Source organism: Maritimimonas sp. 2405UD52-3 (genome assembly GCF_056591715.1).
Genome location: NZ_JBWQOL010000002.1, coordinates 590,917 through 605,831 on the forward strand (window position 1 = coordinate 590,917; position 14,915 = coordinate 605,831).

Here is a 14,915-nt window from a genome sequence, read left to right on the forward strand (position 1 = left end):
ATTTATATAATTATAAAAATTTTAACAAATTAAATATTAACTCCATATATTATGATGTCAAACTAAAAGATTAAATAAAAACCGCAAAGCAAATGCTTTACAGTTTCCAATTAACCAAATTAACTAATCAACCCTCAAAAAATCATTTGCCTTTTTTCAGTTCTTCTAATTCTTTAGCATTTTCATCTTTGGGTTGTAAAAATGCTTTACTATCAAAATCATGCATCATTTGTTGCTGAATTTTCTTCATTCTCATCATCATCTCTTTCATCTCAGGAAATTGTTTTAAGATTTCTTCATTCATAAAATCATCACCAAAAAAATAATCTGGTTGCTTCGATTTATTCTTACCTTGCTCAACATTATTATCAAATCCTCCTTCAAATTCAGGAAAGTGTTCTGAAATTATTTTTTGATACCTTTTTATTACATTCCCAGGTCCAAAATTTATAGAATCATTATCTGAAGAATACGAGTAGATAGAATCGTAACGGATAATATTTCCGTTCTCATCGAGTTCTTTATTTACTTTCCAATTTCCTTTAGGCTTTACACTTTCTGCCAGTTCTTTTTTTGTGTCGCTTTCTTCTTTATTGTCTTTAACTTGAGCATTGCACGAAGTAGCAATAAATACTATTGCCAATAGTAACAAAACTTTCTTCATAATATAAAACAGTTTTAAAAATTATTTCTTGCAGTAAGAAACAAACAGAATACCAAACTCACTCCTAACTACTTAAAGTTCTGTTAAGCGGTTCTTAAAAAAGTATTAAAATTTAAACTAGAATTATTTAAGGTGAAGAATATCTATCTTTTTGGAGATTACATTAGCTAATTTCTTTTTATTGAAGAATAACTTGGTGAGGGTAAGGGCCAAAACGATCCATAAAGCTCCTGCAATTAGAAAACCCAATGCAGCATTATTAAAATAGCTTCCCAGCCATAGTGATAAAGCAACAGCGCCAAAGATTAAACCAACACTTATTGCCAAAAAAGTAATGATCAAGGTCATTAAAGAAGAAACTAATTTTGCTAATACTTTTGTGGATGTTTCTATACTATGTTGTACTTGGTGCTGTACATAGTTTTTACCTTCTTGTGCTAGTTTTTCAATGGCATCAATTCCCAAAAACTTAAAGAAGTGTAGTAAATATTGTACTGTTTTTTTGGTTTCTTCATCATTTTTGAGATCGGCTTCTACAGTCTTTTCCGCTGCTTTCAGCGATTCTAACAGAATAGTTTTTATGGCTTGATTGTTCATATTAAGCTAAGGTTTATTCTTGGTCATTATGGGCTTGTCAAAAATATTAACACCACCTTTTCCTCCAAAATCTAAAGTAGTAACGGCATATGCTAATGAAATGTCTTCTTTTTCAAATCGTTTTTTAATACGCATCACGATATCATTCATTGCACTTAAGTAATCTTTTTGGTGCGTGAATTTAATCCAGAATCGAAGTTCAAAATTATACGAATAGCTGCCAATTTCAGTAAAATAGAAATCGATAACTTCATTTTTCAATAAACCATCGATAGTATCAACTTCTTCTAATGCTGCTCGTTTTACTAAATCTAAATCATCACCATAAGATACACCACTTTTAAAAATAACACGACGTTTTCCAAAAGTTGAAAAGTTGGTAAAGGTATTATTATAAATTAGCTGATTGGGCACAAATACTTCCTGACCTGAAATGGTTTTTATAGATGTAGTAATTCCACTAATCTCTTTTATAGTTCCAAAAGTTCCATCAATATCAACCCAATCACCTTCTTTAAATGGGCGCTGTATATTTAGTAAAAGTCCAGCAAAAGCGTTGGAGGCAATGTCCTTAAAGGCAAAACCAGCAACTATACCAACGATCCCCGCTCCTGCCAGTAACTTGGTTAAAACACTTTCTAATCCCAAAACTTCTAAGGCTAAAAACACACCTGAAAGCAGAAAGAAAAAATAAATAACTACAGAAATGAGTTTAGCAGCATTAGTTCGCTTTTTAAATACCTTAGAATAAAACCGCAATGCTAAACCCTTAAAAACTTTAGCTATAAAATAAAAAGCAATGATTATGAGTATTGCCAAAAGCAATTTAGGTAGATAACCAACCATTGAATCTCCCCATTTACCCAGTAATTGGTCTATTTTTTTAATATCATTCATAAATTACGATATTTTCTTTCGTTCTGTATTTTTGTAAATATATTCCATTATAAAACAAACTACAATAATACCAATCGCTATAAAAACATCTGTTTTACTCGTTGAATAATGCTGTATTAGCAGTGCTATCATTGCCAAAAAACAGGCTACTGCACCCACTAAAGGAATGACTTTATTACCGCCTATATCATTAGCTTTTTTAAACCCAACGTAGTTTACAATAGAGAAAATGAGCAAAAACCCAACACTTCCCGCAGTAGAAATACTTTCTAGTTTAAGTGTATTTACCAAAACCAAAGTTCCAATGGCAGTAATGAATAAACCTATTGGTTGTCCCCATAATTTTTTAGTAAAATGATCTGGTAATTCATCGTCTTCAGCTATTTCATAATTCACACGACTGCCGCCCAATAGCGATGCATTAATTGCTGAAAATGTAGAGATTAAAGCAGCTATAGTTATAATGGTAAACCCTACTTTACCTAACATGGGTCTAGCAGCTTCTGCGAGCACATAATCTTGCGCTGTTGCGGCTTCCTTAAAGGTTAGCGACCCTACAGTAATAATAGCAATAATAATGTAAAGAAGAATCACAAAAACAACCGACCAATAATATGCCCGTGGTATATTTTTTTTAGGATTTTCAATATCTGGTGCGGCATTCGCAATCAATTCAAAACCCTCATATGCTACAAAGATTACCATACCTGCAGTTATGAGTTTAAATGGCACTTCCCAATGATCTGGTGATAATTGACTAAGGTTTGTACTACTTTTTAACCCATATAGACCAATAACCACAAAGGCTAATAGAATTAATAATTTTACAATTACGGCATACGATTCTATTTTTCCAACAACAGCAATGCTGTAATAATTAATAATAGTTGCTAAAATTACTATAGTACTTGCGTAAATATGTGTATCGACTAGTTTATCACTTGTTAGTGCAAACAAGTTTGGTGCATACGACCCAAAAGCAGATGCATAAAGTGCCAACATAATTATATAACTAACCCAAAGTAAATTGTTTATACCTCCACTAAACACACCAATGCCAAAACCTTTATTCATAAACTTTACAGTACCTCCTCTGTCTGGATACGCCAATGATAGTTTTACATAACTATATGACGTAATTAATGCAATTAACCCTGCAATTAAAAACGATATGGGAGTTCCACCTTTGGCTAAAGCTACTGCTAAACCTAATACGGCAAAGATTCCTCCGCCAACCATACCGCCAATACCAATGGATATAGCTTCTTTAAGTCCAATTTTTTTTGTCATTATGCTAAATTTAGATTAATCTATTTCTTTAATGTTTTCATTTCAAAATCTTTTTTCCAATCTATTAGTGATGAAGGGTAATATTTTACATTCATTCGTTCTAAAAATGGAGCTTGAATCGCTAAACGTTTTTTATAATCTTCCCAATTACGATTTTCTTTGGGTGTCCAACCCAATTCAGCATAGCCTATCGCTCTTGGAAAAGCCAAGTATTCTAACTCTGATATATTGGTAATGGTTTCTGACCATAAAGGTGCTTCTATACCCAATATATGCTCTTTAGAAATCCCTTCATAATCTTCAGGGTTCCATTGATAGGCCTTATCAACAGGTATATAACCTGCCCATCGTAAACCATATTTTGAAAGTGAGTCGTATTTCATATCTAAATAGGTATACTTGGCTGGTGACATAATGATCTTCATATTCTTTTGAATCGCATTATTTGCAAAATCAGTATGACGCCAAAATTGAGAGATACTATTGGGGCTTAAGTTTGCCTGCCCAATTTCATCCCAACCTATGAGTTGCTTATTGTGTTTTTGAACGATCTTCTCTACGCGTTCTACAAAGTAGATATAATCATTCTTTTTTGTGGCTTCACTCTCATCACCACCAATATGAAAATAAGGACCAGGTGTCATCTCAGAAATTTCTCTAACTACATCATCAATAAATTTGTATACAGTGTCTTTGCGGGTATCAAACGTGCTAAAGCCCACACGCATACCTGTATAGATTTGTGCTTTTCTTCCATTTCCGTTCAATATAGGATAGGATGCTGAAGCTGCGCTTGTATGCCCCGGCATGTCAATTTCGGGTACAATTGTAATATGATGTTTGGTAGCATAGGCAACAATTTCCTTATAGTCTTCTTGGGTATAAAAACCTCCTTTACCTCCGCCTACAGCAGTTCGCCCTCCAATTTCAGTGAGCTTTGGCCATGATTTGATCTCAATACGCCAGCCTTGATCATCACTTAAATGTAAATGAAGTACATTGTATTTATAATAAGCCAGAAGGTCTATATACTTTTTCACATCTTCAACAGTAAAGAAATGACGTGCCACATCTAACATGGTACCTCTGTATTCAAAAGTGGGCTTATCTGTAATCATTCCTGTTGGGAGTACCCAAATTGGATTTGAAGCAAGTGTATCATTAGTTTGTTCAGGAATCAATTGCCTGATTGTCTGTATGCCCCTAAAAGCGCCTTCAGCGGTCTGCGAACTTAGAACGACAGAGTCTCGTGTTACTCTTAATCTATACGACTCATTGACATTTAATAAGCTATCAGTAGTTTTTTCAAGATAAATTCCGTTTTCTATGCTTTTATTTCTTTCTGGATTTATGCTTAAATCCAATCCTGTTTTTAATTGTATTTTTTCTTTTAAAAATGACGCTATTTTTTTAAAATCTTCTTGTGCATAAATGGCTGTCAAACTGTCCAGTGGAAATCCGGAATTTGTAGCTTCAACGTTTAATGGCTTTGGAATAATGGCTACTTCAGTTAAATCAGTTTTAGGAAAATTTAAAATTCGTTTCGATTCTTTTTCCTGACAAGAAAGCAGCATTGAAATACAGCACAGAAATGATAGATAGAATATACTTTTTAGGTTCATAGTTCTTTGATTAATTAGTTGGTTTTAATACCAGTTTTTGTTTGCTCTGTTGAATTACTTCTTTATTCAATAGCATGGGTACGAACTCGCCATCTACATATTTTTGCGCTTGATCCTTATAATGATTACTAAACGGATTTCCTGATTGCCCGGTTGGGGAAATACTCATGCTATTTTCAACATCAGAAAAGTCAATCACACGACGTGTTGATGGACCTGAATTCACTTTATAGTAGCCAGTACTATCTAGTTTAAATGCAAGATTATTAATGACTTCTTTACCTCCGTTGATTTCAAAAGGGCCTACATTAAAGTAGCCACGTAATGACTTCACGCGCCCCATAGGATGAGGATGTTCTATCGTATGTACCCTATTCCATGTCCAGGAATTGCTATCATCTCCTAATTGGTTTTCTAAAAATGTAATCGCCTCTTTTAAAGAACTAACAACAATATCTTCTTTTGTTTCTTTTTTATTTTCAGTAGTGATATCATCCCACCACACCGATGTATCTCTTGCCATTTGGTTTGCCGCTACTTTCTTTTGTTGCGAAGTATTTAAAAAAGTATAAAAGGTCTCACCCATTTCATCTTTATAGGTATTCTCTAACCATTCATAGATAAACCGATTGTAAATAGTGGGCGCTACACTTTCTAAATCATAATTACCATCCCAAGCTTTTAATACTTGGAGGGCCTTTTGCTCTTTTTCTGTAAAAACTGATTCATTAACATCTTTAAATGCGCGTTCTATCATAGTAGGTGTCATTGAGCTAGTAACATCATTAATCATAACCATGATGTCTTCTTTAGTGAAATCATTTTTGGCTTCTAATAGATTCACAATACGTTTAGCTCTATCTTCTGGCTGGTAATAACCAGGGTATACTATTCCGGCAATAGAATCTGGTTGGTTATTGGCAGAATATACATAATGCCAAGATGGGTTAATTGCTTGCGGATTTTCATTAAAATCTAACAGTTCTTTTTCATCATCATTACTATTGCCCTTTAAGATCAATTTAGAGTTTACTCCATTTTTGAACTTATGCAGCTTGCCTGAAGCAAACCAAGCAATATTATTTTCTGCATCACCATACATAACATTCAAGCCCGGAGCATGGATCATTCTAGCCGCTTCTCTAAATTCTTTCAACGATTTTGCATGTGACATTTGATAGGAGACATCCAGCATTTTATTTTCAAAATTGGTGTATACCCAATCCATTGCAATAGGTCTATCATCATTGATCTGCTCAATAACATCATTTACAATAGGACCATGATCACTTAATCGTAGATCATAAGAAATGGTTTCACCATCTTTTACCTTGATATTCTTTTTTAGTATTTGATAATCTTTGGGACCTTCTGGTGTTAAATATTGATTCTTATTATTAGGATTATTCTCTTCAAAATAGAAATCAAGGTCATCATTGGCAAACATGGTCAATCCATAGGCATAGTTTCTATTATGGCCTAATAAAGGAAACGGTGTTAAGGCCAAATTATAACCATACAATTCATAGTTTGGTGTTACTATATGTGATTGATACCACACTGCAGGTTGCGCAAACGCTATATGGGGATCATTGGCAAAGATTACCTTACCATTTTTTGTTTTTTCTGGGCCTATTACCCAACTATTACTCCCAATAAAAGGAGGTACCGGTAATGTTTCATAAATAGTATTAACGGCTTGTGCTAAGCGGCTTTCAAAAACAGTGTTTTTTTCATTTTTGATTAATGTCGTGGTGCTATCAATATAAACTTCTAGTTCTTTTAAATACTCAGCCCCTAATTTTTCTTTAATCTCGGTTAGGACGGGTTCCGTTTTATGAGCAATAGCAAAACTAAAACCCATATAACCTATAACATTATAGACATCTTTTAGCGTATACTCTTCTTTTTCTAAGCCTACCAGATAGAATTCAATAGGCGTTGGACCTTCTTTAATAAACTGATTGATCCCATCTAAATAGGCTATTGCCAGTTTGTATGCATGACTATTAGTATCAAGATTTTTTATGGTTTCTTCAGCAGCTTCTTCTATGCCTAAACTTGAAAAGAATTTATCATTACGCACCAACTTTTCACCAAATAATTCTGACAATCTTCCTGCTGCAATTCTACGAACAAGTTCCATTTGCCACAATCTATCCTGCGCATGTACATAGCCCAATGCTCTTCTTGCATCTAATTCGTTTTGCGCATATATATGTGGAATACCATAATCATCAAAGTAAACTTCTACTTCATTCTTAAGCCCATTTAGTGAAAGTGTACCTTCATAAACAGGCTTTAAATTACGGGTAAAAAAGAAGCCGAAAATGACAAACAACACAAGTAATGCTAAAACTATTAGTAAGATTTTCTTAAGCGATTTCATTAAGGAAGATTTGAAAATCTAAAGATAGTTAAACAAAAAGCAGCCTCAAAAAATGAGGCTGCTTTTATACTTTTATCGTTATTCTTTTTTTAGAAGACTTCTTCGCCTTCACGTATAGGAACATTTTGCGGTGTAAAGTCTTGACCACCCCATAGTTCGCCATTCTCATCAGTCTTACTATAGTCATAAGCCCAACGGTGTACATGAGGAATCTCTCCATGCCAGTTACCATGTATATGCTCTATTGGCGCAGTCCATTCCAACGTATTAGAATTCCACGGGTTCTGAGGTGCTTTTGGCCCTCTATACATACTAATAAAGAAATTAGCCAAGAAAATAATTTGAGCAAGACCTCCAATAATCGCGAATACTGTAATTACCTGATTGATATGTAATAAGTCATCAAAGATTGGGAATGCTGTATTGTTATAATATCTACGTGGTAAACCAGCTAATCCTGTAAAGTGCATTGGGAAAAATACCCCATATGCCGAGATAGCCGTTAGCCAAAAATGCATATATCCTAAATCTTTGTTCATCATTCGTTTATACATCTTAGGGAACCAGTGGTAAACCCCAGCAAACATGCCAAAGATAGCAGATACACCCATTACCAAATGGAAGTGTGCTACTACAAACATGGTGTCATGTACATTAATATCCAGTGCGCTATCACCAAGAATTAACCCTGTTAAACCACCTGTAATAAATGTTGATACCAACCCAATGGAAAACATCATAGCCGGATTCAGCTGTAGATTACCTTTCCAGAGCGTGGTTATATAGTTAAATGCTTTTACTGCTGATGGGATTGCAATCAGTAAGGTAGTAAATGTAAATACCGAACCTAAGAATGGATTCATACCCGTAACGAACATATGGTGACCCCATACAATCGTTGATAAGAATGCAATAGCAATAATAGATGCAATCATGGCTCTGTAACCAAAAATGGGTTTTCGTGCGTTGGTTGCAATCACCTCTGACGTGAGTCCAAGAGCAGGTAATAAGATAATATATACCTCAGGATGGCCTAAAAACCAGAATAAGTGTTCAAATAAAATAGGCGAGCCTCCTTTGTAATGTAATACCTCTCCTGCAATGAAAATATCCGATAAATAGAATGAGGTTCCAAAACTTCTATCGAAGATCAATAATAAGGCTGCCGATAATAATACCGGGAATGAGATTACACCAATAACTGCTGTAATGAAGAATGCCCAAATTGTTAATGGCAAACGTGTCATTTTCATCCCCTTGGTACGTAAGTTCAATACCGTTACAATGTAATTCAGTGAACCTAATAAAGAAGATGCTATAAAGATGGCCATAGATACTAACCATAAGGTCATACCCATACCTGAACCAGGCATTGCTTGCGGTAAAGCACTCAATGGTGGGTAGATTGTCCATCCTGCTGAAGCAGGACCTGTATGCACAAATAGTGATACTACCATTACTACACTAGAGATGAAAAACATCCAATAGGATAACATATTCAAGAAGCCCGATGCCATATCGCGTGCACCAATCTGCAAAGGAATTAATAAGTTACTAAAGGTACCACTCAATCCGGCCGTTAGTACAAAGAATACCATGATAGTACCGTGAATGGTTACCAAAGCTAGATACATGTCAGGAGACATAATACCTCCTTCGCCACCTTTACCTAAAAAGGCTTCAATTATTGTAAATGGCTCTTCTGGATACGCCAATTGCAAACGGAACAACATGGACATGAAAATACCTATAACACCCATGATCATACCCGTAATTAGATATTGCTTGGCGATCATTTTATGATCTTGACTAAAGATATATTTCGTTACAAACGTTTCTTTATGATGATGGTGATCTGACATATCTTTATTTCTTTCTTTTTATTCTATCAATTATAAACTTTCTGCCAAGGTTTTTTGACCGGCAATCCATTTGTTAAAATCAGCTTCCTCTTCTACTACAATTTTCAACTGCATGTTATAGTGAGAAGCTCCACATATCTTATTACACAATAATAAATAATCAAACTCTACTTCTTCTTTTCCTTCTGCCTTTCTTAGCTCATTAATTTTTTCGAATTTCGATTTTGTATCTGGATATTGACGCATCTCTTCGGTAGTTACCGAAGGTGTATACTTTATTTGTGTAACCATACCAGGCACACAATTCATTTGCGCTCTAAAATGTGGCATATAAGCAGAGTGCAATACATCCTGAGAACGTAATTTAAAAATTACAGGCCTACCTTTTGGTAAATGCAGTTCTTTTACAAAAGAAGTAGGATCAGCTACCAATGGAATATCATCAGCAGCATTTTTATCTGTCATATCTACCCCCATGGTATTTGTTCCTTCAATCAATCGTACACTAGCAGAGCCTAATACCTTATCTTTTCCTGCATAACGTGCTTCCCATTGAAATTGTTTTGCATACAGTTCAATAATTAACGGGTCTTCAACATCAGCAAAATCCATTACCTTATTCCAGGTCCATAAACCATATATGATCAATCCTGCAAGTACAACAGCTGGTGTAATTGTCCACCATAACTCTAATTTATGACTATCTGCAAAGAATAATGCTTTTCTACCTTCAAGCCCTCTATACTTAAAAGTAAAGTAAAAAATCAAGAACTGTAAAATGAATTGTACAACTAAGATTAGCGTCATTGACACTTTAAACAATATATCAATATGGTAGCCTTCTTCTGAAGCCGATAGTTGAGGCAACAATACATCTTTTGCGCCATACATGCTCCACAACATCAATCCATAAATAAAGCCCATTAAACCTAACATCAACCATCCGTTAATATTATTTTCTTTAGGCGTAGCAGTGGTATTATCTGGTTTTGTTAAACCTAACAGTTTTACAAATTGCCAACAGGCAACCATTAATACTACAAAAATTACGATATAAAATAATGCCTTCATTTGTTATACTTCTTGATATATTTTATTTAGTAATGAAATATTTCACTTTCCTTCATTAATGGGTTTCCTTTAGGATGCAATGGTGCTTTTGTTAATGCATTAAATACCACAAAAATGAACAATCCTAAAAAGAACAATAATGCACTGATCTCAGGAATACCAAAATGCCAATTACTACCTACAGTACCAGGTGCAACCATAATAAACAGATCTAAATAGTGACCTGCTAAGATTACAAGACCTGCTAATACTACAAACCAAGGTACTCTCTTATAATCACTATTCATTAATACCAATATTGGGAAAGCAAAATTCATAATAATCATTCCTATAAATAGTGGCTGATATGCACCTATTAATCTAGGTCTAAAATATGTAGCCTCTTCAGGGATATTTGCATACCATTGTAGCATAAATTGGGCAAACCATAAGTAGGTCCAGAAAATACTGAATGCAAACATATATTTTGCTAAGTCATGAATATGACTATCATTTACCTGTGGTAAAAATCCTTTTGCTCTTAAATAAATGGTTACAAATGCAATGATTGTTATACCTGATACAAACATACTTGCAAATACATAAAATGGGTATAACTGACTAAACCAGTGATGATCAATAGACATTAACCAGTCAAAGGCCATAAATAATTCTGTTGTTAAAAACACCACTAAGAATACCACAGAAAGTGTAAAGTTTCTTTTATATGGTTTTAGATCAGATGCTTCGTCTTGGGCTCTAGAATTTTTAATAATAAAATGCCTAAAGCCTATCCAAATCAACACATAAATAACTGATCTTATTAACCAACCAGGAATATTCAACCACCAATCTTTAACTTCCATAGCATAGTCATAGTTCTCTGCCGATGGATCAATACTTGTATACATCCATGCAAACATGTGATTTGCATGACCTAAAGAAGAGGCAAATAAAAATATCAATACAATAATTGAACCTGGAACGATATACGCTGAAACGGCTTCCATTACTCTGAATAATACTGGAGACCAGCCAGCAGTAGCTGCTCTTTGAATACAATAATATACAAAAGCACATACACTAGCCAGTAAGAAAAATAACATAGCTACATAAATAGCAGTCCAAGGTCTGTTTTGCGCTTGCATTAAAGCATGCTCTAAATGCTCTTCTTCAGAAACACCGTGAGCATCGCCTCCATGACCATCATCATTATGTGCATTCATCATACCTGCCTTCGCAGCTTCTGACATTTCTTGTTTATCACCTACATGTGCAGCTTCTTTTTCTTTATTTTCATGAGATTCTTCACCATGGTCTTGAGCTCCCTCTTTAAGAGGAGCTTCTAACTGTTCTACAACATCGTGTGCATCTTGCTCATGATTCTCAACAGTTTCTTTAGCGGAATGTTCAGAATTTAAGGCCAAAACATCACCTTCAACATGTGATTCTACTGCCGCGTGCCCACCTCCATGACCATCATTTTGGTGTAGCATTTCTTTAACCTGTTCTGTTGTTTTTGGTGCAGTGAAAAAACCATACCCAATACCCAATGCACCAATAATCATCAATACAAAAGCGGCGGTTTTTAATCTACTTGAAAATGTATACATATCTAAAATATTCCGTGTAAACCTTATTTTAATAAATCATTTCTAAGCTTCTCTACATAATGCGTTACTTGCCAACGCTCTTTTGCATTTAGCTGCGAAGAATGCGATCCCATTAAATTTCTACCATACATAATTACATGATAAATACTTCCTTCAGTAATGGCTCTATCTTTATAGTTAGGAATCCCTAAAAACTTCTCATTTTGTACTAATGGTCCTTGACCATCACCTTTTGTTCCATGGCATGTGGCACAATAAATATCATATAAGTATTTCCCTCTATCAAGATCAGCATCAGAAACTTTAGCTATAGAATCTAAAGTACCGTTCATCCTTAATGGTGATTTTAATGAATCTCTAGCTGCTTCATAACCTGCTTGCGAATCATCATACTCATAAGCAATCGTTCCACCTCTCATTATAGTACCAGCTACTGGTTTTTGCGCCTCCATACTATCTTTAAATACGCTGTACTCTCCATAAGTTTCATAGCCTACAGGCGTATACATATCAGTATCTGCCATATATTGAACCTGTCGTTCTTTCTTATTGTAGCATGAAGAAATTACTACAATCAGCAATAGTAACCTACCTATTTTTATAAAACTCTTCATACGTTCTTTAGTGCTTTTCTTTTACATTAATTTCTATAGCGCCTGTACTTTTTAACAATGAAGCTAATTCATCAGTATTTCCATCAACGGCTACTTCCATTAAAAAATGATCGTCTGTTGTTCTAGGGTCTGGATTTTCAGCTTTTCTAAATGGCCATATTTTACTTCTTAAATAAAAAGTGATCACCATTAAATGTGCCGCAAAAAATACTGTCATTTCAAACAATACAGGTACAAACGCCGGCATATTCATATAAAATGCGAAACTTGGTTTACCACCAATATTCTGTGGCCAATCTTGAATCATAATATACGTCAAAAACCAAGTAGCAAATGCCAATCCTGTTAGACCAAATAAAAACGCTGTAATACCCATTCTGGTAGGCGCTAAGCCCATAGCTTTATCTAGGCCGTGTACCGGAAATGGTGTATAAATCTCTTCTATATGATGATGTGCAGCCTTCACTTCTTTGACGGCTTTCAAAAGCACATCGTCATCATTGTACATTGCATGTATAACTTTAGAACTCATACTTATGATTTCAAATTGTTAGCCTGACCTGCCCAATCATCACGCTCTGCCCTTCCGGGGAATGAACCCGTAATAGAATCTAATAGGTCATATTCTGTTTTAGTCATCTTACTCACCTGATCAAAGGTGTAAATACCAATCTTATTTAAGGTTTCTTCCATTTTTGGACCGACACCTTTTATTTCTTTAAGATCATCTGCCTGTTGCGTATTAGGATCAAAAGCTCCTAATGCACTTAACAGTGAACTTGTATTTGCTACTTTTTGTTCTTCAGTAAGTTCTGCTACCTCTTCTTTAATTTCTTCAACTTCAGAAATTGTATCCTGAACTTCTACTTTTGGAGCTGAAGGTGCAACAAATCCGTTAGCAAAAACTACTGGTTGGTTTGTTTCTCTTGCTTCCTTATAATTATCGCCCGTAGACTTCAAAATAGATTTTACCTCCGCTTGAGCAATTACCGGGAATGTTCTTGCATATAAAAGGAACAGTACAAAGAAAAATCCTAAGGTACCTATGAAAATGGCAATGTCAACAAATGTAGGTGAGAACATCGTCCATGATGATGGTAAGTGGCCTCTGCTCAAGTTAATTACAATAATATCAAAACGCTCAAACCACATACCTATATTAATAAATATAGAAATGATGAACGTCCATATATAGTTGGTTCTAATCTTTTTGAACCAGAATAACTGAGGAATTACCGAATTACAGATAATCAACGACCAGAATGCCCACCAGTATGGCCCGGTTGCAGCACCCACAGATAAGTATACAAAGTCTTCATAGCTACTACCTGTATACCATCCTACAAAGAATTCTGATAGATAAGCCACTGTAACAATACCGCCTGTTACCAAGATTACCTTGTTCATGTTCTCAATATGTACCTTGGTAATATAGTACTCAAGATTACATACCTTACGCATTATTAATAATAGAGTTTGTACCATTGCGAATCCTGAGAATACTGCACCGGCAACAAAATAAGGTGGATATACTGTACTGTGCCATCCTGGTATTACCGAAGTGGCAAAGTCAAAGGATACAATAGTGTGTACAGAAAGTACTAATGGTGTTGCTAAACCAGCAAGTACCAATGACACCTCTTCAAAACGCTGCCAGTCTTTTGCTCTACCACTCCATCCAAAACTTAACAGACTATATATTTTCTTTTGAAAAGGTTTTGTAGCTCTATCACGAATCATAGCAAAATCAGGTAGTAAACCTGTCCACCAGAATACCAACGATACTGTTAAATAGGTAGAGATGGCGAACACATCCCATAATAATGGTGAGTTAAAGTTCACCCAAAGCGCTCCTAATTGATTTGGAATTGGCAATACATAAAAACCATCCCAGATACGCCCCATGTGAATTAAAGGGAATAATCCTGCCTGAACAACAGCAAAGATGGTCATAGCTTCTGCAGAACGATTGATACCCATTCTCCATTTTTGACGGAATAATAAAAGTACTGCTGAGATCAGCGTTCCGGCATGACCGATACCTACCCACCATACAAAGTTGGTAATATCCCAAGCCCAGTTAATTCTGTTATTCAATCCCCAAACACCAATACCCGTTCCTATAGTATATGCAATAGCGCCCACGCCCCAAAGCATGGCTACCAATGCAATAATGAAGGCTATCCACCATGATTTGTTGGCTTTACCTTCTATAGGTCTAGCTACATCAACAGTAATATCGTGATAACTTTTATCACCTGTAATGATCGCTTCTCTAATAGGCGCTTCGTAATGACCCATAATTGTATCTAATTCT

At 35.1% G+C, this 14,915-nt stretch carries 12 protein-coding genes; all 12 read right to left on the reverse strand.

Features of this window, described 5'->3' with window-relative positions; translation table 11 throughout:
- Window positions 1-142: 142 nt before the first annotated feature.
- The gene (locus tag AC1EU5_RS06990; RefSeq protein ID WP_480191654.1) at window positions 143-664 is read right to left on the reverse strand and encodes a hypothetical protein; all 522 of its coding nucleotides are present in this window, start codon (window positions 662-664) and stop codon (window positions 143-145) included.
- 123 nt (window positions 665-787) lie between these two features.
- A complete protein-coding gene (locus tag AC1EU5_RS06995; protein ID WP_480191655.1) occupies window positions 788-1,261 on the reverse strand; it encodes a hypothetical protein in 474 nt (157 codons plus the stop codon).
- 6 nt (window positions 1,262-1,267) lie between these two features.
- A complete protein-coding gene (locus AC1EU5_RS07000; protein WP_480191656.1) occupies window positions 1,268-2,158 on the reverse strand; it encodes a mechanosensitive ion channel family protein in 891 nt (296 codons plus the stop codon).
- Window positions 2,159-2,161: 3 nt separating this feature from the next.
- The gene (locus tag AC1EU5_RS07005; RefSeq protein ID WP_480191657.1) at window positions 2,162-3,448 is read right to left on the reverse strand and encodes an APC family permease; all 1,287 of its coding nucleotides are present in this window, start codon (window positions 3,446-3,448) and stop codon (window positions 2,162-2,164) included.
- Between the two features lie 20 nt (window positions 3,449-3,468).
- Window positions 3,469-5,070 carry a beta-N-acetylhexosaminidase gene (locus tag AC1EU5_RS07010; RefSeq protein WP_480191658.1) on the reverse strand — a complete coding sequence of 534 codons (1,602 nt, stop codon included), beginning with the start codon at window positions 5,068-5,070 and terminating at the stop codon, window positions 3,469-3,471.
- Window positions 5,071-5,080: 10 nt separating this feature from the next.
- Window positions 5,081-7,459: a penicillin acylase family protein gene (locus tag AC1EU5_RS07015; protein WP_480191659.1), complete on the reverse strand. Its 2,379-nt coding sequence runs from the start codon at window positions 7,457-7,459 to the stop codon at window positions 5,081-5,083.
- A gap of 89 nt (window positions 7,460-7,548) precedes the next feature.
- Window positions 7,549-9,321 (reverse strand): cytochrome c oxidase subunit I, encoded by a 1,773-nt coding sequence (locus AC1EU5_RS07020; RefSeq protein WP_480191660.1) that lies wholly within the window; start codon window positions 9,319-9,321, stop codon window positions 7,549-7,551.
- A 30-nt stretch (window positions 9,322-9,351) separates the two neighbouring features.
- Entirely contained in the window at window positions 9,352-10,392 is a 1,041-nt protein-coding gene (locus AC1EU5_RS07025) for a cytochrome c oxidase subunit II (RefSeq protein ID WP_480191661.1), read from the reverse strand.
- A 26-nt stretch (window positions 10,393-10,418) separates the two neighbouring features.
- The gene (locus tag AC1EU5_RS07030; protein WP_480191662.1) at window positions 10,419-11,984 is read right to left on the reverse strand and encodes a quinol:cytochrome C oxidoreductase; all 1,566 of its coding nucleotides are present in this window, start codon (window positions 11,982-11,984) and stop codon (window positions 10,419-10,421) included.
- Between the two features lie 23 nt (window positions 11,985-12,007).
- On the reverse strand, window positions 12,008-12,598 hold the full coding sequence (locus AC1EU5_RS07035) for a c-type cytochrome (protein ID WP_480191663.1): 591 nt from the start codon (window positions 12,596-12,598) through the stop codon (window positions 12,008-12,010).
- A gap of 7 nt (window positions 12,599-12,605) precedes the next feature.
- Entirely contained in the window at window positions 12,606-13,130 is a 525-nt protein-coding gene (locus tag AC1EU5_RS07040; protein WP_480191664.1) for a DUF3341 domain-containing protein, read from the reverse strand.
- Between the two features lie 2 nt (window positions 13,131-13,132).
- Window positions 13,133-14,902: an NrfD/PsrC family molybdoenzyme membrane anchor subunit gene (gene nrfD / locus AC1EU5_RS07045; protein WP_480191833.1), complete on the reverse strand. Its 1,770-nt coding sequence runs from the start codon at window positions 14,900-14,902 to the stop codon at window positions 13,133-13,135.
- Window positions 14,903-14,915 lie beyond the last annotated feature (13 nt).